The sequence below is a fragment of the Microbacterium sp. zg-Y625 genome (assembly GCF_030246925.1).
GTDB classification, from domain to species: Bacteria; Actinomycetota; Actinomycetes; order Actinomycetales; family Microbacteriaceae; genus Microbacterium; species Microbacterium jiangjiandongii.
The window spans coordinates 1152006-1175408 of the sequence record NZ_CP126740.1; the positions used below are offsets into that span (position 1 = coordinate 1152006).

Here is a 23403-nt window from a genome sequence, read left to right on the forward strand (position 1 = left end):
GTGTCAGCCGCCGAGAGCGACGTTCGTCGTCGTCACCGGAACGGCGTAGAGGTCCTCGACGTGTGAGGCGAAGTCCGCCAGGATCACGTTGCGCTTGATCGACATCTTCGGCGTCAGGTGACCGCTGGCCTCGGTCCACTCGCTGTCGAGGATGCTGAACTTGCGGACGGACTCGGCGCGCGACACGTGGGCGTTGGCGGTGTCGATCGCCTTCTGCACCTCGGCGCGCACCTTCGGGTCCTTTGCGGCGGTGGCGAGCGTCATGTCGGCCGGCAGTCCGTTGTTCGCAAGCCACGTGGGCAGCATCTCGGAATCGAGCGTCACGAGGGCGCCGATGAAGGGCTTCTGGTCGCCGACGACGACGACCTGTCCGACGATCGGGTTCGCGCGGATCGGATCCTCGAGCGCGGCCGGTGCGACGTTCTTGCCACCGGCGGTGACGAGGATCTCCTTCTTGCGCCCCGTGATCGTCAGGAAGCCCTCGTCGTCGAACGAGCCGATGTCGCCGGTCTTGAACCAGCCGTCGTGGAACGCCTCGGCCGTGGCCTCGGGGTTGCGCCAGTACTCCTTGAAGACGTTGATGCCGCGCACCTCGATCTCGTTGTCCTCGCCGAGTCGCACGCCGACGCCGGGAAGCACCGGTCCGACCGTGCCGATCTTCGACTTGGTGGCGAGGTTCACCGTCGCCGGCGCCGTGGTCTCGGTGAGGCCGTAGCCCTCGAGGATGGTCACGCCCAGGCTGTGGAAGAAGTGTCCCAGCCGCGGTCCGAGGGGGGCCGACCCCGACACGGCGTACTTGACGCGGCCGCCCATGGCGGCGCGCAGCTTGCCGTAGACGAGCTTGTCGAACAGTCGGAACTTGATCTTCAGGCCCAGCGGGACCTTCTTGCCGTCCTGCAGCAGGGTGGAGTGCTCCACCGCCGCGTGCGCGGCGGCGCGGAAGATCTTGCCCTTGCCGCCTGCTTCAGCCTTCTGCTCGGCGGAGTTGTAGACCTTCTCGAACACGCGCGGCACGGCCAGCAGGTACGACGGCTTGAAGCTGCCGAGCGCCTTCAGGAGCTGTCGGGTGTCGGGCTCGTGGCCGGTCTTCACGCCCGCGTGGATGTTCAGGATCGAGATGAACCGCGCGAACACATGCGCGGTCGTGATGAACAGCAGCGTCGACGCGCCAGGCTCGGCGACGACCTCGCTGAGCGCCTTGGCGGAGTTGCGGCAGAGTTCGACGAAGTTGCTGTGCGTGAGCACGCACCCCTTGGGGCGGCCGGTGGATCCGGACGTGTAGATCAGCGTGGCGATGTCCGAGCCGACGGCGAGGTTGCGCCGACGCTCGATCTCCTCGTCCGAGACCGACGCGCCGTCGGCGCGGACGGCGTCGAGGTCGCCGGCATCCATCGTCCACGTGCTGCGGATGAGCGGGAGCTCGTCGCGGACCTCGGCCAGGCGCGCGGCGTGGTCGGTGGATTCGACGATGCAGGCGATGGCGCCGGAGTCGGTGAGGTTCCACTGGATCTGCGCTGCCGAGCTGGTCTCGTAGATCGGCACCATGACGGCGCCGGCGTAGAAGATCGCGAAGTCGACGAGCGACCACTCGTAGGTGGTGCGTGCGAGGAAGCCCACCTTGTCGCCGGGCTCGATGCCGGCGGCCACGAGGCCCTTGGCCAGGCGGATGACCTCCCGCTCGAACGCAGCGGCGGTGATGTCGCGCCAGCCGTCCCCGTCGGGGACGGCGAACAGTGCCAGATCGGGGGTGCTTTTCACCCGATCGGCGAGCAGATCGCTGATATTGCCCTGCGGATCAGCGGGGACGATTGCGGGAACTTCGAATTGGACCACGGCAACTCCTTCGGTACCGAACGAAAATCGGGTTATTGCGCCGAAACCGAGTGTAACGTCATGCGCGTCTCGCTCCGGGTGCCCTGTGCGTTCGCGCAGTAGACTTCAAGACGCCCTGCGCACGGCAGCGGCGGGAAGGATGCCGCGTGCTCAAGGTCGGGATCGACATCGGCGGGACGAAGATCGCCGGAGGCGTCGTGGACGACGCCGGCAACGTCGTCGAGAAGCTCCGGGTGGACACCCCCGTCGACACCGAGGCCCTCGCCGATGCCGTGGCCGACATGGCCCGCCATTTCGCGCAGTCCTACGAGGTGGCAGCCGTCGGGGTCGCCGCCGCGGGCTTCATCGACAAGACCCGTTCGGTCGTCTTCCATGCGCCCAACATCGCGTGGCGGAACGAGCCGCTGCGCGCCGACCTCGAGCGGCGCATCGGTCGGCCCGTCACCATCGAGAACGACGCGAACGCCGCCGGGTGGGGCGAGTACCGTTTCGGCGCGGGCCGCGGCGTGGGCGACATGGTCATGCTGACGCTCGGCACCGGAGTAGGGGGAGCCATCGTCTCGCGCGGTGAGCTCGCCTACGGCGGCCACGGCATCGGCGGCGAGCTCGGGCACATGCGCTTCATGCGCGACGGGCGCCTGTGCGGCTGCGGCCAGAACGGATGCCTCGAGCAGTACGCCTCGGGGCGTGCCCTGCAGCGCGAGGCGAACGACATCGCCGACGCCGGCGGTATCGGCGCGGCGCTCGCGCAGGTGCGCGAAGAGAAGGGCACGATTCCCGGCCCCGCCATCTCGCGCCTCGTGCTCGCCGGGGATCCCGGCGCCGTCGAGGCGCTGCGCCGGGTCGCGACGGCCCTCGGCGAAGCCTGCGGCGGCATCCAGGCCGTGCTCGACCCCGAGCTCTTCGTCATCGGCGGGGGAGTCGCGCAGCTGGGGGAGACTCTCCTGGAGCCCGTGCGACTGGCGTACGAGACGTCGCTGCCCGGGTACGGCGAGCGGCCGGTCGCCGACTTCGTCATCGCGCAGCTGGGCAACGACGCCGGTCTCATCGGCGTCGCCGACCTCGCGGGCAGGAGCGTCTAGCGGTGTTCTACTGGCTCATGAAGTACATCGTGATCGGACCGGTCGTCAAGGCCATCTTCCGACCGTGGATCGTGGGCCGGACCAACATCCCCCGTGAGGGCGCGGCGATCCTCGCCAGCAATCACCTGTCGGTGAGCGACTCGGTCTTCCTTCCGCTCATGATCGACCGACCGATGTCGTTCCTGGCCAAGAGCGACTACTTCACCGGCAAGGGTCTCAAGGGCTGGGCGACCCGCATGTTCATGAAGGCCACCGGTCAGATCCCCATCGACCGCACCGGCGGCAAGGCCTCCGAGGCGTCGCTGAACACGGGGCTGCAGGTGCTCGGGGGCGGCGATCTTCTCGGCATCTACCCCGAGGGCACCCGCAGCCCCGACGGCAAGCTGTACCGCGGCCGCACCGGCATCGCGCGCATGGCGCTCGAGGCGCGCGTCCCCGTCATTCCCGTGGTGATGGTGGACACCGACGCCGTCATGCCCATCGGCCGCACGATCCCGCGAGTCGGCCGCGTCGGGATGGTCATCGGGGAGCCGCTGGACTTCTCCCGCTACCGGGGCATGGAGAACGACCGCTACGTGCTGCGCTCGGTGACCGACGAGATCATGGTGGCGTTGCAGCGTCTGGGTGAGCAGCGCTACGACGACGTCTACGCCTCGACGGTGAAGAGCCGCGCGGTCTCGGCGTCCTGACGGGGGGCGGCGGGGTCGTCACACGGCGCTGGAGCCGGTGACGCCTCGGTAGACTGGCCTGATGCTCCCGCAGACCGACCCCCTCGACGCCTGGCGCGCGTTGCCGATCAAGCAGCAGCCCCTCTGGGCGGACCCGGATGCCGTTGCCGCCGTCTCGAGCGAGATCGCGACGCTGCCCCCGCTGGTGTTCGCCGGAGAGGTCGACAACCTGCGCGAGCGCCTGGCGCGCGCCGCGTCCGGCAAGGCTTTCCTGCTGCAGGGCGGGGACTGCGCCGAGACGTTCGCCGGCGCCACCGCCGAGCAGATCCGCAACCGCATCAAGACGGTGCTGCAGATGGCCGTCGTGCTGACGTACGGCGCCTCCATGCCGGTCGTGAAGATGGGGCGCATGGCGGGGCAGTTCGCCAAGCCGCGCTCGAGCGACACCGAGACCCGCGGCGACGTGACGCTGCCGGCCTACCGTGGCGACATCGTCAACGGCTACGACTTCACCGCCGGGTCGCGCCAGCCCGACCCCGCACGGCTGCTGAAGGGCTACCACACCGCGGCATCCACGCTGAACCTCATCCGCGCGTTCACGCAGGGTGGCTTCGCGGATCTGCGCGAGGTGCACAGCTGGAACAAGGGGTTCGCCTCGAACCCGGCCAACCAGCGGTACGAGCGCCTCGCGGGCGAGATCGACCGGGCCATCAAGTTCATGGAGGCTGCGGGAGCAGACTTCGACGAGCTGCGGCGCGTGGAGTTCTACACCGGCCACGAGGGCCTGCTGATGGACTACGAGCGCCCCATGACGCGCATCGACTCGCGCACCGGCACGCCGTACAACACCTCCGCTCACTTCCTGTGGATCGGTGAGCGCACCCGTGACCTCGACGGCGCGCACGTCGACTACTTCTCGAAGATCCGCAACCCCATCGGGGTGAAGCTCGGTCCCACCACCTCGACCGACACGGCGCTGAAGCTCATCGACAAGCTCGACCCCGAGCGGGAGCCCGGACGCCTGACGTTCATCACCCGCATGGGCGCCGGCAAGATCCGCGATGCGCTGCCGCCGCTGCTGGAGGCCGTGAAGGACTCCGGCGCGACGCCGCTGTGGGTGACGGACCCGATGCACGGCAACGGCATCACGACGCCCACCGGCTACAAGACGCGTCGCTTCGACGACGTCGTCGACGAGGTGCGCGGATTCTTCGAGGCGCACCGCGCTGTGGGGACGTTCCCGGGCGGCATCCACGTCGAGCTCACCGGCGACGACGTGACCGAGTGCCTGGGCGGGTCGGAGAAGATCGACGAGGCCACCCTCGCGACGCGCTACGAGTCGCTGTGCGACCCGCGCCTGAACCACATGCAGAGCCTGGAGCTGGCGTTCCTCGTCGCCGAGGAGCTCGAGAAGCGCTGAGCCTGCGGGTCAGTGCGCCCTCGTGGCCGGTGCGTCGCGCCGGTTCGGTGGTCGCAGGTGGCCCCGTGGCGCAGGGGCCCTTCGGACGCCCGAAGGTCAGCCGGTGACGCGAACCGTGATGGACGTCCCGGGGAGCTGCCACGAGCCCGCCTCCGGAGACGTGTTGCTCACGGTGAAGATGCCCCAGGCGATCTCCGGCAGTGCCGTGCCGGGCTCGAAGCCGGCGTCGGCGAGCGTCTGCATCGCGTCGGCCACGGTGTATCCGGTGACGTCGGGAACCTCGATGGGCTGGGGTCCCTTCGACACCACGAGGGTCACCGTGTCGCCCGGCCGCAGGGGACCGTCGACACCGGCCACCCCGAGGACGCGGCCCTTGTCGATGTCGGCGCTCCACTCGCCGATCGTGTCGGATGCCACCAGCAGCCCGACCTCGTCCAGCGTGCGGGTCGCGGATTCCACCGATGCGCCGCCGACGTCAGGGACGGCCCCGGCCGAGACGGTCAGGGATGCCAAGTCGTCCTGCCGCACGGCGCAGCCGCCGCTGCAGTCCACCGGGTCGCCGCCGTCACGCGGGGTGATGGATGCCGCGAGCACGATGTCCCGCTCGACGTCGTCGCGGAACTCCCGTGCGACCTCGTCCTGCACCCGCACGATGTTCTGATCCAGGTACTCGCGGGCCTGCGCCTCGGACATGCCGGCGAGGCCGGCAAGCGACACCTCGGCCGGTCCGCGGGAGATGAAGACGGTGACGGGGGTCTCCTGGTCCACGCGAGATCCCGGGGTGGGCTCCGTGCGGATGACCTGGCCAGCCGGGACCTCGAGGTTGTTCTCGCCGTCCTCCACCGCCTGCAGCGTCTCGAGGGACAGCGCCGCCTCCGCATCCGCGAAGGTCATGCCGATGACGTCGGGCACGGCCACCTGCGAGCCGGGGCCTGACCCGAACCACCAGCCGGTCCCCGCAGCGAGACCCGCCAAGAGCACGACGATGGTCACGAGCCAGCCGCCCTTGGCGGCGTTGCGCTGCGTGCGACGGCGCAGCCGCGTGGCGTTGTCGACGTCGGAGGTCACCGTGGGAGCGGTGAACGCCCCGGGCAGCACCTTCGTCATCTCGCCGGAGTCGAGCATGTCGTCTTCGGGCACCACGCCGATCGGGGCGGTGCGCACCACCTGCGGCGCGACGCCCAGCGACCGCTCGATCTCGCGCAGCCGGTCGAGCATCTCGCGCGCGTCGGACGGGCGTTCATCGGGGTCGCGCTCGGTGGCCCACAGCACGAGCTCGTCGAGCGGCTCGGGGACGCCGGGGTTCTTCGCGCTCGGGCGGGGGACCGAGTCGGTCGCGTGCTGGTACGCGATCTGCATCGGCTGCTCGCCCTTGTAGGGCTGCTCGCCGGTGAGCATCTCGTACAGCATGATGCCGAGGGCGTAGATGTCGCTGCGGGCGTCGGCGCTCCCGCGCGTCACCAGCTCCGGCGCGAGGTACGCGATCGTGCCCAGCAGCATCTGTCCGGTCGCGGTGTTGGCCGTCGTCGCGCGGGCGAGGCCGAAGTCGCCGATCTTGATGCGACCGTCCTCGGCCAGCAGCACGTTCTCGGGCTTGACGTCGCGGTGCACGATGTTGGCGCGGTGGGCTGCCGCCAGCCCCGAGAGCACGGCATCCATGATCGTGATGGTCTGGGGAACGGTGAGCCGGCGCTGTTCGCGCAGCAGCTCCCGCAGGGTGATGCCGGGCAGGTACTCCATGACGAGGTACGCCATGTCGCCGTCCTGGCCCTGGTCGAACACGTTCACGACGTGCGGGTCGGCCAGGCGGGCGGCGGCCCGGGCCTCCTGGATGAACCGGCTCTGGAAGATCGAGTCGTCCGAGAGGTGCCCGTGCATCACCTTCAAGGCGATGCGCCGCTCGAGCCGCAGATCGGTCGCGACGTACACCGTGGCCATGCCGCCACGGGCGATGCGAGCACGCACACGGTATCGGCCGTCGACCAGACGGCCGATCAGCGGATCCGTCTGCTGGCTCGTGCTCACGCGTAGAGTCTACGGACGGCGCCGGGGCTCCCCGGGTAACGCCTCACCCTCGCGGCCGACGGTTATGGTCATCCGAGTGCGGCGAGCCACGCGTACGCCTTCTCCTCCCACTCGCCGTAGCGGTGGGGATAGGCGGAGACCTGCACGGCCTGGGCGGCATCGGTGAAGGCCAGGGACTCCCAGCCGGGGATGTCCAGCAGTCCGCGGCTGCCGATTCCATTCGGATCGGACGGGCCCCCGAAGAAGACCCGGGTGGCGCGCTCGACGTCGCGCACCTGCTCCGGCGATCCCCAGCCCTGGCTGGGGCGCTGCTGGAAGACGCCGAGCGAATCCCGGTCGCCCCAGTCGAGGTTGCGCAGCCACGACTCGACCATGCCGGTGGCCAGCGCGATGGCGATGCCCCGGTCGGAGACGCCCAGCTGGCGGCCGACGTGGATGATCGTGCGGGCGTTGGCCGCCTGCTCCGCGTCGAGGCCCGCCACCGAGGCTGCCGGGATCTTCACGGTCTGACCCGGGTAGATGATCGACGAGCGGTCCATTCCGTTGGCGGACAGCAGCGCGTCGAGCGACACGCCGTAGCGCGAAGCGATGCCCGTCATCGTGTCGCCCGCGGCGATCTCGTGCGATGCCGCGGCGGGAGCGGCGGCAGCCGCCGGGGCGGCGGCGGGGGAGGCGGATGCCGCGGGCTGCATGCCCGCGCCGGGCAGTGCGAGGGTCTGGCCGGGGTAGATCACCGACGAGCGGTCCATTCCGTTGGCGGCGAGCAGGGCGTCGGTCGAGACGCCGTGCCGTGCGGCGATCGCGCTCATCGTGTCGCCGGCGACGACCGAGTAGGAGCCCGCAGCGGCCGCTGCCGGAGCGGCGGGGGCGGCAGCGGTGGGCGCTGCCAGCTGGATCGTCTGACCGGGGGTGATGACCGACGACCAGCCCAGGCCGTTGAGGGCGAGCACGTCGCCCACTCGCAGGCCATGCGCGGCGGCGATGGAGCTGATGGTGTCGCCCGGCTCGACGACGTGGGTCGCCGCAGCGGAGGGCGCAGCAGGCGTGTGACGGGGCGCGAGTGCGGACTTCGCGCCGGTGAGGACGGGCGACACGGCGGCATCGCGCAGCGCGGGCTGAGGAGCCGCCGCGTGGGCGGCCTGACCGGACGTGAGCAGGAGCGCGAGCGACCCTGCCGCGGCCGCCGGCCAGTGCCGACGAAGGGTTGCGCCGGTGGTCGCTGCGGGCGCGGGTGCGGGGCGGGGGGCGGCGGCTGTGGCCGGCGCGGGAGCGCGGTGTCGTCGCATGGGGGGATCTCCTTCGGGACCCCCGCCACGCTGTCACGGAAGTGAAAAAGGGTCAACGCGAGTGACGCAAGTGACGCGTGTGAATGATGAGATTCTCATAAAGCGCGCGGCCACCCCGCGGTCGGATGCCATCATGGGAGGGTGACCGGCGACACCACCTCTTCGCGCATCGAGACCGCTTGGCTGACACTGCCTGAACTCGTCGAGACCCTCGGCGAACCTCTGGGTCGGGTGAGGCGCCTCATCGACGAGTACCACCTCGTGGCATCCCGCCGCACCGGCAAGCTGGCGGTGCCGGAGGTGTTCATCCTGGACGGGCACCCGCTCTCGTCGCTGCGCGGCACCGCGATCGTGCTGCACGACGCCGGATTCACCGACGACGAGGCGATCGACTGGCTGCTCGAGCACGACGACTCGATCGGACTGCCCCCCATCGAGGCCCTGCGTCAAGGCCGCAAGGCCGAGGTGCGACGGGTCGCGCAGACCCTCGCCTGATCAGGCCGATCGGGCCGTCGCCGCGCGGGCGAGGTCTCGCAGCTCGCCGACCGCGGCGGCGCCCAGATGCGCGCCGCGAAGCGCCTGGTCGGCCTCGGCGGCGTATGCGGCGATGAGGTCCTCCACCCGGGCCAGGGCGCCGGAGTCGACGATCGTGCGCTGCAGCGCGCCGATCTGCTCCTGGTCGAGCTGGGGGTCGCCGAGGAGCTCATCGAGCGTCCGCCGGGCGCTCGGCGGGAGGGTCTCGCGGGCGAAGGCGATGAGCACGGTTCGCTTCCCCTCGCGCAGATCGTCGCCGGAGGGCTTGCCGGTGACCGCCGTGTCGCCGAAGACGCCGAGCACGTCGTCGCGCAGCTGGAACGCCATGCCCACGGGGTGCCCGAAGGCCGCCAGTGCGGCGTGCTGCTGCGCGTCCGCCCCGGCGAGGGCCGCGCCGACCAGGAGCGGCTGCTGAACGCTGTAGCGGGCGGACTTGAGCGATGCCACGCGCAGCGCGCGGTCGGCATGCTCGCCATCGGGGGACTGGCGGAAGGCCGCCTCCTCGGCGATGTCGAGGAACTGGCCGATCGTGACGTCGCGGCGCATGCGCGCATACTCCCGACGCGCGGCCGCGGCGCAGGTGGCCGAGGTCAGCCCGTCTTCGAGCAGGTCGTCGCTCCACGCCACCAGCAGATCGCCCAGCAGGATCGCTGCGGAGCGTCCGAACCCCGCCTGGTCGCCCAGCCAGCCGGCATCCCGGTGACCCGCCTCCAGCGCGCGATGCGCGGACGGGCGGCCACGCCGGGTGTCGGAGTTGTCGATGAGGTCGTCGTGCACGAGCGCGGCGGCCTGGAAGATCTCCAGTGCGGCGGCGGCGGTGATGACCTCGGACGGCGCCTCTCCCGGGCGGCGGCCTCCGGCCTCGGCCACAGCCCGCCATCCGGTCACGCAGAAGCGGGCGCGAAGGCGCTTGCCGCCGCCGACGGCGCCGACCCCGGCCTCGACGAACGTGACCGCTTCCGGCCCCTCTGCCTGGGCGGCATCCCGCTGCTGTGTGAAGAAGTCGACCAGTCGCTGTGAAACAGCTTCGATGGGATCCGCGGTAGGCGACACGGGCCTAGCCTAGTTCTCGCGGGCACGGTTAGAATCAATGCCTATTGGGACCTCACAAGGGGGATGCATGCCACTGTCCGAACAGGAGCAGCGCCTGCTCGATGAGATGGAACGCCATCTCATGCGCAACGACGCCGACGTGGTGAGCGCGCCTCGCGATGGGCGCACGCTCAGCTATCGCAACATCGTCTACGGCACGATCCTCGTGCTTCTCGGCCTCGGCGGCCTCATCGCGGGGGTATCGACGGGCTACGTCGCCATCGGTGTCGTCGCCTTCATCGTCATGCTCGGTGGTGTGGTGCTCGCCGTCACCCCCACGCGCGGCTCCGGCCGCGCGCCGGTCGATGGATCCCGCGCCCGCCCGGGCGCTCCACGTTCCTCCACCTCGTTCATGGATCGCATGAATGAGCGCTGGGATCGCCGCCAAGACCGGCACTGACCCCTCGAAAACGCAAGAGCACCGACCTCACGGTCGGTGCTCTTTTTTCGTGCGCGCGGGGCGGTCCGGGGCAGCCAGGGGGCAATGTCGGTGGTTTGTGTAGTGAAGTGGAGGGAAGTGGAGTAAAGTGGCGCTACCTGGCGGGGCCGGACGAAGGGGGTGGTGGCAATGCTGTTGGGCACCCACACTCCCAAGCTCGACGACAAGGGCCGCGTCATCCTCCCGTCGAAGTTCCGCGACGACCTCGGCCCCGGCGTCGTCATCACCCGTGGTCAGGAGCGCTGCCTGTACGTGTTCAGCACCGCGGAGTTCGAGCGGGTGTACGAGCGCATCCGCGAGGCGCCGCTGACGAACAAGCAGTCCCGCGACTTCCAGCGCATGTTCCTCTCGGCCGCCAGCGCCGAGAAGCCCGACAGCCAGAACCGCATCACCATCCCGCCCCCGCTGCGGGCCTACGCCAACCTCGACCGCGAACTGGTCGTCACGGGTGTCGGCGCCCACGCCGAGATCTGGAACGCCGACGCGTGGAACGCCTACGCCGAAGGAAACGAAGACAGCTACTCCGACATGGAGGAGGAGGTGATCCCGGGCCTCTTCTGAGCCTCGATCGTGACTCCCAGCCGCACGCCCTGACACACTTCCCCGGTGCCAGGTCGGAGCGGATGGGGATCAGGGTCGAGGGCCACGCCCTTCACATCATGGAAGCCCGCGACATCCACACCCCCGTCATGCTCGAGCGCTGCGTCGCGCTGCTCGGGCCCGCCCTCCAGCACGAGGGCGCCGTCTTCGTGGACGCCACCCTCGGCATGGGCGGCCATTCCGAGGCGATGCTCGAGCGGTTCCCCGAGGCCCACCTGATCGGGCTGGACCGCGACACCGACGCCCTGCGCATCGCGGGGGAGCGGCTCGCCCGCTTCGGCGACCGGGTCAGCCTCGTCCACACCGTCTACGACGGGATCGCCGAGGCGGTGGCATCCACCGGCCGAAGGAACGCCGACGCCATCCTGTTCGACCTGGGTGTCTCGTCGCTGCAGCTCGACGAGGCGGACCGCGGATTCGCCTACGCGCGGGACGCGCCGCTGGACATGCGCATGGACCAGACCGCCGGCACGACCGCCGCCGACATCCTCGCGACCTACGGTGAGGGGGACCTGCGCCGCATCTTCGAGCGATACGGCGAAGAGAGGCTCGCCGGTCGCTACGCCCGCGCCATCATCGAGGCCCGCAAGGCGGAGCCGATCACGCGGTCAGGCCGGCTCGTCGACATCCTGCAGGCGGCGACGCCCGCCGCGCTGAAGGCAGCCGGTCACCCGGCCAAGCGGGTCTTCCAGGCGCTGCGCGTGGAGGTCAACGCCGAACTGTCGGCGCTGGAGCGCGCGATCCCGGCGGCCCTGAGCCTGCTCCCGGTCGGCGGGCGGATCGTGGTGCTGTCCTACCAGTCCCTCGAGGACCGTCTCGTCAAGCGCGAGCTCGCCGCCGCCGCGGCGTCGACCGCGCCGGCCGGCCTGCCGGTGGAACTGCCCGAGCATGCCCCGCGCATGAAGCTGCTGGTGAAGGGCGCAGAACTCGCCTCCGCCGAGGAGCGGGCTCGCAATCCGCGGGCCACACCGGTGCGACTGCGCGCCGCCGAACGACTGCGGGAGGACGCATGAGCACTCTGCCCCTGGGCTCCGCGGCGGCCACTGCCGCAGCGCTGCCCGCCCCCCTCCACACGCCGAGGCGCCGTCTCGAGGTCGTCACGGCCCCGGCGCCGCGTCGGCGACCGCGCCTGCTCTACGGCATCATCGCCGTGGCCGGGGCGGTCACGATCGGCGCCGCGCAGATGGGCCTTTCCATCCTCACCACGCAGGGCTCCTACGAGGTGGCGCAGCTCACCCGCGAGCAGCGGGACCTGACCTATCAGAAGCAGATCCTCACCGACGACGTCGCGGGAATGAACTCTCCCCAGTTCCTGGCCGCGAATGCCTCCGCCCTGGGGATGGTGATCGCCGAGTCGCCGAACTACCTGCGCCTCAGCGACGGCGCAGTGCTGGGCGCCGGCGAGGCAGCCGTGGGCGGCTCGAGCATCGACGCGCTCGGCCGCCCCGCCGTGCCGAACGCCCTCATCTCCGACGTGCCGCTCGTGACCGCGCCACTGTCCACGATCGAGGGCGCCCCGGCAGCGCCCGAGGCGGCGGCAGGAGCATCCGGCGCCGCCGCGACGGATGCCACGACACCCCCGCCGATCACCGACGGACTCCCCGTTCCCCGCACACACTGAGAGCCATGACGACACGAGCCACCCGCAGCCCGCGCCGACGCACCGTCGCCGCTCTCGCCGTCGTCCTCGCCGTGCTCTCCGGGTTCATCCTGCGGCTCGTCGACATCCAGGTGGTCAACGCGGACGAGCACATCGCCGACTCGCAGGCACTGGCGCTCGGCGCCCATGAGGAGCTCTATGGCACGCGTGGCGAGGTCGTCGACGCGGACGGCGAGCCGCTGGCCACGAGCATTCTGAAGTACGACGGCAAGCTCGACCCCCTCAACGTCGGCCCCGTCGATCGCGAGATCGACGGCGTGACGGTCGAAGTGCCCTGGGAGCAGGTGGCCGCCGAGATGGGGGCCATCACCGGGCAGAGCGCGGACGAGATCATGAAGATCGTCGACGACGCCCTCGCGGCCGACCCCGGCAGCCGGTTCGCCTACCTCAAACGAGGTCTTACGACGGAGCAGTACCGGGAGCTGGCCGCCCTGCGGGCGCCGTTCGTGCGTTTCGATCCGCACCCCGAGCGCACCTACCCCGACGGGGCGGTCGCCGGCAACCTGCTCGGCTTCATGGGCTCGGACGGCGAGCCCCTCGCCGGCGTGGAGCAGATCGAGAACGCCTGCCTCGCGCCGCAGGACGGGGAGCGCAGCTACCAGCGCGGTGCCGACGGGGTCGTGATCCCCGGCACCGAGATCGAGACTCCCGCCGTGGACGGCGGCACGCTGCAGTTGACGATCGACCGCGACCTGCAGTGGTATCTGCAGCAGCTCATCGCCGAAGAGGTGCAGAACAAGCAGGCCTCGAGCGGCGCGATCTTCGTGCTCGAGGTGGCCACCGGCAAGATCCGGGCCGCGGCGGAGTACCCGACCGTCGACCCCAACAACGTCGATGGGTCGGCGCCCGAGGACCGGGGTTCGCGCCTGTTCCTGGAGTCCTACGAGCCCGGATCGACCCTCAAGGCCATCACCGCAGCCAGCGTCATCGACGCGGGCGTCGCCACGCCGCACACGACCGTGACCGCGGGTGACTATGAGACCTTCCCGAACGGTGCGCGCGTCGGCGATTTCGAATCGCACCCCGTGCTGAACTACACCCTCACCGGTGCGCTGATCGACTCGTCGAACGTCGCCCTGTCGAAGTTCGGCGAGATGCTCACCGCCGACACGCGCCACGAGTACCTGCAACGCTTCGGGGTGGGCAAGGGCACCGCCATCGGCTGGCCGCAGGAGCCGCAGGGGGTGCTGCATCCTCCCGCAGAGTGGGACAACCAGACGTTCTACGCCACGACCTTCGGGCAGGGCTACACGATGACCTCCCCCCAGGTCGCGAGCGCCTATCAGGCCCTTGCGAACGGCGGGCTGAAGATGCCGCTGTCGATCGTGGAGTCCTGCACGCTCGCCGACGGCACCGTGATCGAGCCCGATCTGCCCGCGCCCGAGCAGGTCGTGTCGAAGGAGGCCGCAGACGCGGTGACCCTCATGCTCGAGAACGTCGCGGTGCAGGCTCAGATGGCCGACTACATCGCCGTGGACGGCTACCGCATCGCCGCCAAGACGGGTACCGCGCAGGTCGCAGGGGAGAACGGCTACAAGTCGGGCGTCTACTTCACGTCGCTCATCGGCATCGTGCCGGCCGACGATCCGCAGTACATCGTTCTGACCACGCTCGACGAGCCGACTACCATTAGATCGTCTGCTGCGAACCGCCAGGCCTTCCAGAAGGCCGTGATGCAGGTGCTCAAGAACTACCGCGTCCTGCCCTCTGATTCGCAGACGCCCCTTCTTCCCAAGACGCAGTGATCGCGCCGCCCCGCGCCGGCGTGCGCGCGCTCGTGACCGAGAACGGACACACATGATCCCCTTGACGTTCGCCGAGGTCGCCCGGGCCACATCCGGTGAACTCCGCCCGGCCGGCGGAGCCGGTCCGGACACCGTGGTGACCGGCGCGGTCGACACCGACTCCCGCCTCATCGAACCCGGCGGCATCTTCGTCGCGAAGCCGGGGGAGGACACCGACGGCCACCTGTTCGTCGACGCCGCCCTCGAGCGCGGCGCGGCGCTGGCGATCGTCGAACGCCCCGTGTCGGCGGCTGTCAGCCAGATCGTCGTGGCCGACGCCGTCGCCGCGCTGGCGGACCTGGCACGCGAGGTCGTCGCCCGGGTGCGCGCCGGCGGCCGACTGCGGATCGTCGGGATCACCGGCTCCAACGGCAAGACGACGACCAAGAACATGCTGGCGCGCATCCTGCAGGACGAGGGTGAGACCGTCGCACCGCGCGCCTCGTTCAACAACGAGGTCGGCGCGCCGCTGACGATGCTGCGCGTCACCCATGACACGCGGTTCCTCGTCAGCGAGTTCGGCGCCAGCGGCCCGGGAGAGATCGCCCGGCTCGCCGGACTCGTGCAGCCCGACGTCGGCGTGGTGCTGATGGTGGGCATGGCGCACGCCGGAGGATTCGGGGGCGTCGAGGCGACCCTGCGGGCGAAGTCCGAGCTCATCCACGCCGTGCGTCGCGGCGGGATCGCCGTGCTCAACGCCGACGACGCACGCGTGGCCACGATGGCGACGATCGCCGCCGACCGCGACCAGAGCGTCCGCTGGTTCGGGCGCACGTCGGCGGCCGACGTGCGCGCTGAGGACGTCGAGGTGGATGCCGACGGCACATCGTGCACCGTCGTCATCGAGGGAGAGCGCCTGCCGCTGCGGCTGCGCGTGCTGGGGGAGCACCACGTGATGAACGCCCTGGCGGCGCTCACGGCGGCCACCGCGCTCGGGGTCAGCGCCCGCGACGCCATCGCACGCCTGGAGACGCTTGAACTCGCCGAGCGATGGCGCATGCAGCCGCTGGGCTCGACCCGGGTGCGCATCATCAACGACGCCTACAACGCCAGCCCCGACTCCATGGCGGCGGCGCTGCGGACGCTCGCGCAGATCGCGGGTCCCGACCAGCGCACCGTCGCCGTGCTCGGCGCGATGAGCGAGCTGGGCGAATTCTCCGGTGAGGAGCACGATCGCATCGGGCTGCTGGCGGTGCGCCTGAACATCCGCCGCATCGTCGTGGTGGGGCCGGAGGCGCGGCGCCTGTTCATCTCCGTCATCTCCGAGGGCTCCTGGGACGGGGAGGCGGTCTACTTCGCCACAGCCGACGAGGCCTACGACTACCTCTCCGGGGAGCTGCGCGACGGCGACCGTGTGCTGGTGAAGTCGTCCAACGCTGCGGGCCTGCGGCATCTGGGTGATCGTCTGGGAGAATCGTTCTCGTGAGATCCCTCCTTATCGCTGCGACGATCTCACTGTCGTTCACGCTCTTCCTCACGCCGCTGTTCATCCGGCTCTTCAAGAAGCTGGGCTGGGGGCAGGTCATCCGCACGCCGGAGGACGGCAACAACCCGCAGCACGGCGCCAAGCGCGGCACGCCCACGATGGGCGGGATCGTCTTCATCCTGGCCTCCGTCATCGGGTACCTCGTCGGCACGTACGTCGGCGGGAGCCCGCCCACCGCATCGGGCCTTCTGGTGCTCTGGATGATGGTGGGGCTCGGCGTCGTCGGCTTCATCGACGACTACCTGAAGGTGCGCAGCCAGCGCAGCCTCGGATTGTCGGGCTGGCGCAAGGTCATCGGCCAGGTGCTCGTGGCGGTGCCCTTCGGCATCTTCGCGCTCAACTTCCCGAATGTCCGCGACGTCACGCCGGCGTCGGCCCACATCTCGCTGTTCCGTGACATCCCGGTGCTGTCGTTCATGGCGCTGGGCGCCATCGTCGGCTGGATCCTCTACCTCGCGTGGGTGTCCTTCCTGTCGGTCGCCTGGTCCAACGCCACCAACCTCACCGACGGGCTCGACGGACTGGCCACGGGTGCGGGCATCTTCACGGTGTCGGCCTACAGCCTCGTGGCCTTCTGGCAGTTCCAGCAGCGGTGCATCAGCACGGCGCTCGTGCCGGCCTACGCCGACGCCTGCTACCTCACCCGCGACCCGCTGGACCTCACGATCGTCGCGGCATCCTTCATCGGCGCCCTCGTCGGCTTCCTCTGGTGGAACGCGCCCAAGGCCAAGATCTTCATGGGCGACGTCGGGTCGATGGCCATCGGCGGCGTCATCGTCGCGATGTCGATCCTCACCCGCACCGAGCTGCTGGCCGTGCTCATCGCCGGCGTCTTCGTGATCGCTCCCGGCTCTGTCGTGCTGCAGCGGTACTACTTCAAGGCGACCGGCGGCAAGCGCATCTTCCTCATGAGCCCCTTCCACCATCACCTGGAGCTGCGGGGGTGGCCGGAGATCACCATCGTCGTGCGCATGTGGATCATCGCCGGCATCCTGGCGGTGACGGGTGTGGCCCTCTTCTACGTCGAATGGCTTGCCGCGCAATGAACGAGCGTCTGAACACACTCACCAGCTGGAACGCCGACTGGCGCGGGCTGCGCGTGGCGGTGCTGGGCCTGTCGGTCACCGGGTTCTCGGTGGCGGACACGCTCGCGGAGCTCGGCGCGCAGGTGCTGGTGGTCACCGAGACCGCCGCCGAGGAGTATGCACGCCTGCTGCCGGTGATCGGCGCGGAGCTGTGGACCGGGCCCTTGACCGAGGTGCCCGGCGATCTCGTGGACTTCGCCCCTGACGTCATCGTCGCCTCGCCGGGCTTCCCGCCGCATCACCCGGTGATCCGCTGGGCGCAGGACGCCGGCATCGCCCTGTGGGGCGACATCGAGCTCGCCTGGCGCGTGCGCGACAAGGTGACCCGCCCGGACGGCCGCCCTGCGGAGTGGGTGCTCATCACCGGAACCAACGGCAAGACGACGACCACCCGGCTCGCGGCGACCATGATGGCCGAGGGCGGTCTGCGGGCCGCGCCCTGCGGCAACATCGGCGTGCCGGTGCTCGACGCGGTGCGCGATCCCGCCGGCTTCGACGTGCTCGTGGTCGAGCTGTCCAGCCACCAGCTCTGGTATCTCGGGCTGCAGTGGACGCCCGAGCCTGTGTCGCCGACGGCGTCGGTGTGCCTGAACCTGGCCGACGACCACCTGGAGTGGCACGGCTCGTTCCGGGCGTACCGGGATGCCAAGGCGATCGTGTACGCCAACACACGCATCGCCTGCGTGTACAACAAGGCCGACATCGCCACGCGCGAGATGGTCGAAGAGGCCGAAGTGGTCGAAGGATGCCGCGCCATCGGCTTCGACCTCGGGGTGCCGGGACCCAGCGACCTGGGGGTCGTCGACGGCATCCTCGTCGACCGCGCCTTCCTGGCCGACCGGGCCACGAGCGCCCTCGAGCTGACCACCGTCGCCGACCTCGCCGCCCACGGGCTCGCCGCTCCCCACGTCGTGGCGAACATCCTCGCGGCCAGTGCCCTCGCACGCGCCCTGGACGTGCAGCCGGCCGCGATCGCGGCGGCGCTGGAGGACTTCCACCTCGACCCGCACCGCATCGAGGTGGTCGCGATCGAAGGCGGCATCACGTGGGTCGATGACTCGAAGGCCACCAACCCGCATGCCGCCGCGTCGTCACTGGCCGCTTACCCGGGAGCCGTCTGGATCGTCGGCGGCCTGCTGAAGGGCGTCGACATCTCCGGCCTCGTCGCGGGGAGGGGTGCGAAGACGAAGGCGGCCATCGTGATCGGCGCCGATCGGACGGCCGTTGTCGAGGCGTTCGAGCGACACGCGCCGACGGTACCCGTGTTCGAGGTCGACGACGCCGACACTGGAGAGGTCATGACGCGGGTCGTCGAACTGGCGGCGGGGATCGCCCGTGACGGGGACGTGGTTCTGCTCGCCCCCGCCGCAGCATCCTTCGACCAGTTCGCGTCCTACGCCGACCGCGGCAAGAGCTTCGCCGCAGCGGTGCGCGAACGGATCGGAGGGGGGTCGCATGGCGAGCACGACGCACAACCGCACGACACCCCCGACGACCCCGCCTGACGGCGCGTCGCGGGGCCCCCTCGCCGCGCGGATCTCGCTCGGCAAGGTCTTCACGCCGGTGCCGAGCGAGTTCGTCCTGATCTCGTCAGCCGCTCTCCTGCTGACCGCCTTCGGTCTCGTGATGGTGCTGTCGGCCACCTCCGCCACGTCCACGGCTGCCGGTCTCGGTCCCTTCGACACGCTCGTCAAGCAGGCGGTGTTCGCGACGATCGGCATCCCGCTGATGTTCGTCCTCAGCCGGTTCCCGGTGTCGTTCTGGAAGAAGATCGCCTGGCCCGTGCTGATCGGCGCGACCTTCCTGCAGCTGCTCGTCTTCGTCCCCGGCATCGGCATCGAGAACGACGGCAACCGCAACTGGATCTCCATCGCCGGCCAGCAGGCGCAGCCGTCGGAGTTCCTCAAGCTCACCCTTGCGCTCTGGCTCGGGCTGGTGCTGTTCCGCAAGCGCTCACTGCTGACCAAATGGCAGCACGTCTTCATCCCGGTGGTCCCCGTCGGCGGCCTCGTCATCGCGACGGTCATGGCCGGCGGAGACCTCGGCACCACGATGATCCTGGTGCTGATCCTGCTGGCGGCCCTGTTCTTCTCGGGCGTGAAGCTGCGGCTGTTCATCATCCCGCTCCTCGCGGCCGTCGCCACCGTCGCCGTCCTCGCGATCCGCAGCCCCAACCGCATGGCGCGCATCATGAGCTTCCTCGACCCGAACTGCATCGCCGACTACCTGGAGACCTGCTACCAGCCGCTGCATGGCGTCTGGAGCCTGGCCAGCGGCGGGATCTTCGGTCTGGGTCTGGGCAACTCGCGCGAGAAATACGCGTGGCTCCCGGCCGCGGCGCACGACTACATCTTCGCCATCGTGGGGGAGGAGCTGGGCCTCATCGGCTGCATCGTCGCGCTGGGGCTGTTCGCGCTCTTCGCCGTGGGCGCCTTCCACGTGGTCCGCAAGACCGATGACGCGTTCGTGCGCATCGCGGCAGGTGCCATCACGGTGTGGATCGTCGGCCAGGCCCTCATCAACATCGGCGTGGTCCTGCGGGTGTTCCCCGTTCTGGGCGTGCCCCTGCCCTTCATGTCGCAGGGAGGCACGGCGCTGCTGTCGGTGCTCATGGCGTGCGGCGTGCTGCTGTCGTTCGCCCGCACGCTGCCTGTGAAGACGCCCGCCGTCGCTGCGATCTGACGCGGGTAGGGTCATCTGGTGACGACGTACCTCCTCGCCGGCGGCGGAACCGCCGGGCATGTGAATCCTCTGCTGGCCGTCGCGGACGGGCTGCGCGCCCGCAACCCGCAGGACACCGTGCTGGTGCTGGGCACCCGTGAGGGTCTGGAGACCCGGCTCGTCCCCGCACGCGGCTACGAGCTGCTGTTCGTCGACAAGGTGCCGTTCCCCCGCCGTCCGAACGGCGCGGCGGTGGCGTTCCCGCCCCGCTTCCTGCGGGCCGTCGCCCAGGTGCGCGCACACATCCGCGCCCACCGGGTCGACGTCGTGGTCGGGTTCGGCGGGTATGCCTCGGCTCCGGCCTACGTCGCGGCGTCCCGCGAGCGCGTGCCCTTCGTCGTGCACGAGGCCAACGCGCGGCCGGGACTCGCGAACGTGCTCGGCGCACGTCGGGCGGCAGGGGTGGGCGTCGCCTTCGCCGGCACGCCGATGAAGCGCTCGCGCGTGGTGGGGATGCCGCTGCGGCGCGAGATCGCGGAACTCGACCGCGAAGCGCTGCGCGACGAAGCCGCCGCCCACTTCGGGCTGGACCCGCACCTGCCCACCCTCCTCGTCTTCGGCGGTTCGCTGGGCGCCCGGCGCCTCAACGAGGCTTTCGCCGGGGCCTGGAAAGACGTGCGGGATGCCGGATGGCAGCTGCTGCAGGCGGCGGGGGAGAAGAACGAGCTGCAGGATCCGGGCGTCGCCGGCTACACGCTGCTGCCCTACATCGACCGCATGGACCTCGCCTTCGCCCTGGCCGATGCCGTCGTCTCGCGTGCCGGGGCGGCGACGGTGAGCGAGATCAGCGCCCTCGGCATCCCGGCGGTCTACGTGCCGTACGCCGTCGGCAACGGCGAGCAGGCCCTCAACGCCGCGTCGGCCGTGCGTGCCGGAGCGGCGCGGCTCATCTCCGACGGCGAGTTCACCCCCGAGCGCGTGCGCGGCGAGATCGTCCCGCTGCTGCAGGACGACGCCGCGCTGCAGGCGATGCGGGACGCGGCGGCATCCGTGGGCAGCCGCACCGGCACCGAAGACGTCATCGCCATGATCGACGCCGCCCTCGGTCGCTGACGGGCGCGCCGCACAGCGGTCCTTCACGGCACCCGACCTAGACTTGTCGGGCCATGATCCGACCCGACCTCACCCTGCCCATCCCCGACGACATCACCGCCGCGCACTTCATCGGCATCGGCGGTTCCGGCATGTCCGGACTCGCGGGGATGTTCCTGGACCGCGGCATCCGCGTCTCGGGATCCGACCGCGCCGACAGCCCGGCACTGCGGGCCCTGGCCGCGCGCGGCGCCACGGTGCACGTCGGTCACGACGCAGCGAACCTCGGCGACGACGTCGACACGGTCGTGCACACCGGCGCGATCTGGCCCGAGAACCCCGAGTTCGTGCTGGCCAAGCAGCGCGGCCTGCACGTCATCCACCGCTCGCAGGCGCTGCACTGGCTGATCGGCTCCCGCCGGCTGGTGTCGGTGGCCGGCGCCCACGGCAAGACGACGTCGACGGGGATGATCGTCACGGCGCTGCAGCGGCTGGATGCCGACCCGACGTTCGTCAACGGCGGCGTGATCGCCGAACTCGGCGTCTCGAGCGGCACGGGTGCCGACGAGCTGTTCGTGATCGAGGCGGACGAGTCCGACGGCACGTTCCTGCTGTACGACACGTCGGTCGCCCTCATCACCAACGTGGACCCCGACCACCTCGACCACTGGGCGACCCGGGACGCGTTCTACGAAGGGTTCGCCCGCTTCGGCGACAAGGCGCGCGAGGCGGTCGTGATCTCCTCCGACGACGCCGGCGCGCAGCGCGTGCGTGCCCGGCTGACGCACCCGAACGTCGTCACGTTCGGCGAGCACGCGCAGGCGGACGTGCGGGTCACCGACATCGTCGCCGACGGACCTGTCTCCTTCACTCTCACGCACGAGGGCGTCTCGGTGGAGGGGCGTCTGACCGTTCCCGGCGCCCACAACGCGATCAACGCCGCCGGCGCGGTGGCGGTGCTGCTCACCCTCGGCTACGGGCTCGAACAGTCGCTGCGCGCGGTCGAGCCCTTCGGCGGCACGGTGCGCCGGTTCGAGCTGCACGGTGTGCAGCGCGGCGTGAGCGTCTACGACGACTACGCCCATCACCCCACCGAGGTCGCCGCCGCCCTCGCCGGCGCTCGCACGGTCGTGGGCGAGGGTCGCATCATCGCCCTCCACCAGCCCCACACCTATTCCCGCACGCAGGAGATGTACCGCGAGTTCGCGGAGGTGCTGGAGTCCCACGCCGACCAGACGGTCGTGCTCGACGTCTACGGCGCACGGGAGGACCCGGTGCCGGGCGTCACCGGCGAACTCGTCACCGGCGCCTTCGGCGACCCGTCCCGCGCCCACTTCGTCGCGGACTGGCAGCAGGCGGCCGATTACGCGGCGTCGATCGCGCGCGAGGGGGACTTCATCGTGACCCTCGGCTGCGGCAACGTAAACCTCATCATCCCGCAGGTGCTGGATGCGCTCGCGGCGACCACGCCGTCCCCGGCGGCGGAGTAGCCCGGATGCGCCGGCCGAGCCCGCTCCCGCCGCCGTCGGACGCGCGCCCCGAAGAAAGCGGGGCGGATGCCGCGTCGCGCGCGGTCGACCCGCCCCGCACCGTCGGGCCGCCCCGGCGGCCGCTGCCCGAGGTGCAGCCCGAGGCTCCGGACAGTCCCCAGCCGGGCGCCGATCGGGCCTCTGCCGCCGACGGATCTCCCGACGAGGCCGAGACGGTGCCGCTGGCGCCGGTGATCCCGTTCCACCTGCGAGACGATGAGCCCGCAGGCGTCACTTCCGCCGCGGACCCGGGGCCTCTGACCCGCCCGGCGCCGCCTCCCGTCGATACTCCGTCGGCCCGGGGACCGGTCGATCCATCGTCCGAGTCCGCTGACGAGGAGGTGCGGTTCGGCGATGTCATGCGCGCCGCCCGGGCGCGTCGACGGGCGCTTCGCGCAGAGGTGCGCCGCTTCACCGCACGCCAGCGTCGCCGCCGTATGGCGTGGATCGGCGTCGCCACAGCCGTGCTGGTGCTCGTGCTGGGCACGCTGGGTGCCGCCTACAGCCCGCTGTTCGCCGTGCAGACCATCACCGTCGAGGGCACCGAACGGCTGGATGCCGGCGCCGTCGAGGAGGCACTGTCCGGACAGGTGGGAACGCCGATGCCGCTCGTGGACGACAGTGAGGTGAAGGCGGTCCTGGTGGGCTTCCCCCTCGTCGAGACCTACTCGCTGGAAGCGCGTCCGCCGCACGAACTCGTGGTGCGCATCGTGGAGCGCACCCCGATCGGCGTGCTGTCGTCGCCGGCCGGGTTCACCCTCGTCGACGCGGCGGGAGTGGGCCTCTCGACCACCAGCACGCCGCCGGCGGGGGAGCCGCTGATCGAAGTAGCCGGCGGCGTGGAATCCGACGCATTCGAGGCGGTGGGCCATGTCGTGCGGTCACTGCCTGCCGGCATCCGCCCGCAGGTGACGCGGGTCGCAGCCACGACGCCGAACGACGTCACCCTCACTCTCGGGGCGACCGGCACCGAGATCGTCTGGGGCGGCGCGGACGAGTCGGCCATGAAGGCACTGGCGCTCGAGACCATCATGCGCTCGCGCCCGCCCGAGACGGTGGCCGCGTACGACGTGTCGTCGCCCGACGCCATCGTGCTGCGCTGACCCGATACGACCGGTTCTGAATTC

The 23403-nt window shown here is 70.6% G+C and carries 20 protein-coding genes; 16 read left to right on the forward strand and 4 right to left on the reverse strand.

What is annotated here, in order from left to right; translation table 11 throughout:
* Positions 1 to 3 precede the first annotated feature (3 nt).
* Entirely contained in the window at positions 4 to 1833 is a 1830-nt protein-coding gene (locus tag QNO14_RS05175; RefSeq protein ID WP_257505829.1) for an AMP-dependent synthetase/ligase, read from the reverse strand.
* A 146-nt stretch (positions 1834 to 1979) separates the two neighbouring features.
* Between QNO14_RS05175 and QNO14_RS05180 the strand changes: the two genes are divergently transcribed.
* From QNO14_RS05180 to QNO14_RS05190, 3 genes are all read left to right on the forward strand, one after another.
* On the forward strand, positions 1980 to 2915 hold the full coding sequence (locus QNO14_RS05180) for an ROK family glucokinase (protein ID WP_257495939.1): 936 nt from the start codon (positions 1980 to 1982) through the stop codon (positions 2913 to 2915).
* A 2-nt stretch (positions 2916 to 2917) separates the two neighbouring features.
* Positions 2918 to 3604 carry a lysophospholipid acyltransferase family protein gene (locus tag QNO14_RS05185; protein WP_257495940.1) on the forward strand — a complete coding sequence of 229 codons (687 nt, stop codon included), beginning with the start codon at positions 2918 to 2920 and terminating at the stop codon, positions 3602 to 3604.
* 61 nt (positions 3605 to 3665) lie between these two features.
* The gene (locus QNO14_RS05190) at positions 3666 to 5003 is read left to right on the forward strand and encodes a class II 3-deoxy-7-phosphoheptulonate synthase (protein WP_257495941.1); all 1338 of its coding nucleotides are present in this window, start codon (positions 3666 to 3668) and stop codon (positions 5001 to 5003) included.
* Positions 5004 to 5099: 96 nt separating this feature from the next.
* On the opposite strand, the gene pknB is transcribed toward QNO14_RS05190, so the two are convergent.
* Positions 5100 to 7028, reverse strand: coding sequence for a Stk1 family PASTA domain-containing Ser/Thr kinase (gene pknB / locus QNO14_RS05195; RefSeq protein ID WP_257505830.1), 1929 nt, complete (start codon positions 7026 to 7028; stop codon positions 5100 to 5102).
* Positions 7029 to 7096: 68 nt separating this feature from the next.
* A complete protein-coding gene (locus QNO14_RS05200) occupies positions 7097 to 8314 on the reverse strand; it encodes a muramidase family protein (RefSeq protein ID WP_257505832.1) in 1218 nt (405 codons plus the stop codon).
* A 168-nt stretch (positions 8315 to 8482) separates the two neighbouring features.
* On the opposite strand from QNO14_RS05200, the gene QNO14_RS05205 reads away from it, so the two are divergent.
* Positions 8483 to 8809 carry an Rv2175c family DNA-binding protein gene (locus QNO14_RS05205; RefSeq protein ID WP_374113955.1) on the forward strand — a complete coding sequence of 109 codons (327 nt, stop codon included), beginning with the start codon at positions 8483 to 8485 and terminating at the stop codon, positions 8807 to 8809.
* Here the strand turns inward: QNO14_RS05205 and QNO14_RS05210 are convergent, their stop codons facing one another.
* Positions 8810 to 9901 (reverse strand): polyprenyl synthetase family protein, encoded by a 1092-nt coding sequence (locus tag QNO14_RS05210; RefSeq protein WP_257505833.1) that lies wholly within the window; start codon positions 9899 to 9901, stop codon positions 8810 to 8812.
* Between the two features lie 67 nt (positions 9902 to 9968).
* Between QNO14_RS05210 and QNO14_RS05215 the strand changes: the two genes are divergently transcribed.
* The 12 genes from QNO14_RS05215 to QNO14_RS05270 all read left to right on the forward strand — a co-directional run bounded on the left by QNO14_RS05215 (position 9969) and on the right by QNO14_RS05270 (position 23379).
* Positions 9969 to 10340, forward strand: a complete 372-nt coding sequence (locus QNO14_RS05215; protein ID WP_257495946.1) for an SCO2097 family morphological protein — start codon at positions 9969 to 9971, stop codon at positions 10338 to 10340.
* A gap of 168 nt (positions 10341 to 10508) precedes the next feature.
* On the forward strand, positions 10509 to 10940 hold the full coding sequence (gene mraZ, locus QNO14_RS05220) for a division/cell wall cluster transcriptional repressor MraZ (protein ID WP_257495985.1): 432 nt from the start codon (positions 10509 to 10511) through the stop codon (positions 10938 to 10940).
* 98 nt (positions 10941 to 11038) lie between these two features.
* Positions 11039 to 11992 carry a 16S rRNA (cytosine(1402)-N(4))-methyltransferase RsmH gene (gene rsmH, locus QNO14_RS05225; RefSeq protein ID WP_257505834.1) on the forward strand — a complete coding sequence of 318 codons (954 nt, stop codon included), beginning with the start codon at positions 11039 to 11041 and terminating at the stop codon, positions 11990 to 11992.
* Positions 11989 to 12600, forward strand: coding sequence for a cell division protein FtsL (gene ftsL / locus QNO14_RS05230; RefSeq protein WP_257495948.1), 612 nt, complete (start codon positions 11989 to 11991; stop codon positions 12598 to 12600). The genes rsmH and ftsL overlap by 4 nt, the downstream gene beginning before the upstream one ends.
* A 5-nt stretch (positions 12601 to 12605) precedes the next feature.
* On the forward strand, positions 12606 to 14384 hold the full coding sequence (locus QNO14_RS05235) for a peptidoglycan D,D-transpeptidase FtsI family protein (protein ID WP_257495949.1): 1779 nt from the start codon (positions 12606 to 12608) through the stop codon (positions 14382 to 14384).
* 52 nt (positions 14385 to 14436) lie between these two features.
* Positions 14437 to 15849, forward strand: coding sequence for a UDP-N-acetylmuramoyl-tripeptide--D-alanyl-D-alanine ligase (locus QNO14_RS05240; RefSeq protein WP_257495950.1), 1413 nt, complete (start codon positions 14437 to 14439; stop codon positions 15847 to 15849).
* Positions 15846 to 16955 carry a phospho-N-acetylmuramoyl-pentapeptide-transferase gene (gene mraY / locus QNO14_RS05245; protein ID WP_257505836.1) on the forward strand — a complete coding sequence of 370 codons (1110 nt, stop codon included), beginning with the start codon at positions 15846 to 15848 and terminating at the stop codon, positions 16953 to 16955. Before QNO14_RS05240 ends, mraY begins: the two co-directional genes overlap by 4 nt.
* Entirely contained in the window at positions 16952 to 18499 is a 1548-nt protein-coding gene (gene murD, locus QNO14_RS05250) for a UDP-N-acetylmuramoyl-L-alanine--D-glutamate ligase (protein WP_257505838.1), read from the forward strand. The genes mraY and murD overlap by 4 nt, the downstream gene beginning before the upstream one ends.
* Positions 18450 to 19676 (forward strand): putative lipid II flippase FtsW, encoded by a 1227-nt coding sequence (ftsW, locus tag QNO14_RS05255; protein ID WP_257495953.1) that lies wholly within the window; start codon positions 18450 to 18452, stop codon positions 19674 to 19676. Before murD ends, ftsW begins: the two co-directional genes overlap by 50 nt.
* Before the next feature lie 18 nt (positions 19677 to 19694).
* Positions 19695 to 20768, forward strand: coding sequence for an undecaprenyldiphospho-muramoylpentapeptide beta-N-acetylglucosaminyltransferase (murG, locus tag QNO14_RS05260; protein ID WP_257505839.1), 1074 nt, complete (start codon positions 19695 to 19697; stop codon positions 20766 to 20768).
* Between the two features lie 53 nt (positions 20769 to 20821).
* On the forward strand, positions 20822 to 22237 hold the full coding sequence (gene murC, locus QNO14_RS05265; RefSeq protein ID WP_257495955.1) for a UDP-N-acetylmuramate--L-alanine ligase: 1416 nt from the start codon (positions 20822 to 20824) through the stop codon (positions 22235 to 22237).
* A gap of 5 nt (positions 22238 to 22242) precedes the next feature.
* Positions 22243 to 23379 (forward strand): FtsQ-type POTRA domain-containing protein, encoded by a 1137-nt coding sequence (locus QNO14_RS05270; RefSeq protein ID WP_306814773.1) that lies wholly within the window; start codon positions 22243 to 22245, stop codon positions 23377 to 23379.
* The last annotated feature ends 24 nt before the right edge of the window (positions 23380 to 23403 follow it).

Excerpts from the sequence above, each read along its gene's own strand:
- QNO14_RS05190 (WP_257495941.1), top strand. The coding sequence starts at position 3,666 with ATGCTCCCGCAGACCGACCCCCTCGACGCCTGGCGCGCGTTGCCGATC.
- QNO14_RS05200 (WP_257505832.1), bottom strand. The coding sequence starts at position 8,314 with ATGCGACGACACCGCGCTCCCGCGCCGGCCACAGCCGCCGCCCCCCGC.
- QNO14_RS05215 (WP_257495946.1), top strand. The coding sequence starts at position 9,969 with ATGCCACTGTCCGAACAGGAGCAGCGCCTGCTCGATGAGATGGAACGC.
- mraZ (WP_257495985.1), top strand. The coding sequence starts at position 10,509 with ATGCTGTTGGGCACCCACACTCCCAAGCTCGACGACAAGGGCCGCGTC.
- rsmH (WP_257505834.1), top strand. The coding sequence starts at position 11,039 with ATGGAAGCCCGCGACATCCACACCCCCGTCATGCTCGAGCGCTGCGTC.
- ftsL (WP_257495948.1), top strand. The coding sequence starts at position 11,989 with ATGAGCACTCTGCCCCTGGGCTCCGCGGCGGCCACTGCCGCAGCGCTG.
- QNO14_RS05235 (WP_257495949.1), top strand. The coding sequence starts at position 12,606 with ATGACGACACGAGCCACCCGCAGCCCGCGCCGACGCACCGTCGCCGCT.
- QNO14_RS05240 (WP_257495950.1), top strand. The coding sequence starts at position 14,437 with ATGATCCCCTTGACGTTCGCCGAGGTCGCCCGGGCCACATCCGGTGAA.
- murD (WP_257505838.1), top strand. The coding sequence starts at position 16,952 with ATGAACGAGCGTCTGAACACACTCACCAGCTGGAACGCCGACTGGCGC.
- ftsW (WP_257495953.1), top strand. The coding sequence starts at position 18,450 with ATGGCGAGCACGACGCACAACCGCACGACACCCCCGACGACCCCGCCT.
- murC (WP_257495955.1), top strand. The coding sequence starts at position 20,822 with ATGATCCGACCCGACCTCACCCTGCCCATCCCCGACGACATCACCGCC.
- QNO14_RS05270 (WP_306814773.1), top strand. The coding sequence starts at position 22,243 with ATGCGCCGGCCGAGCCCGCTCCCGCCGCCGTCGGACGCGCGCCCCGAA.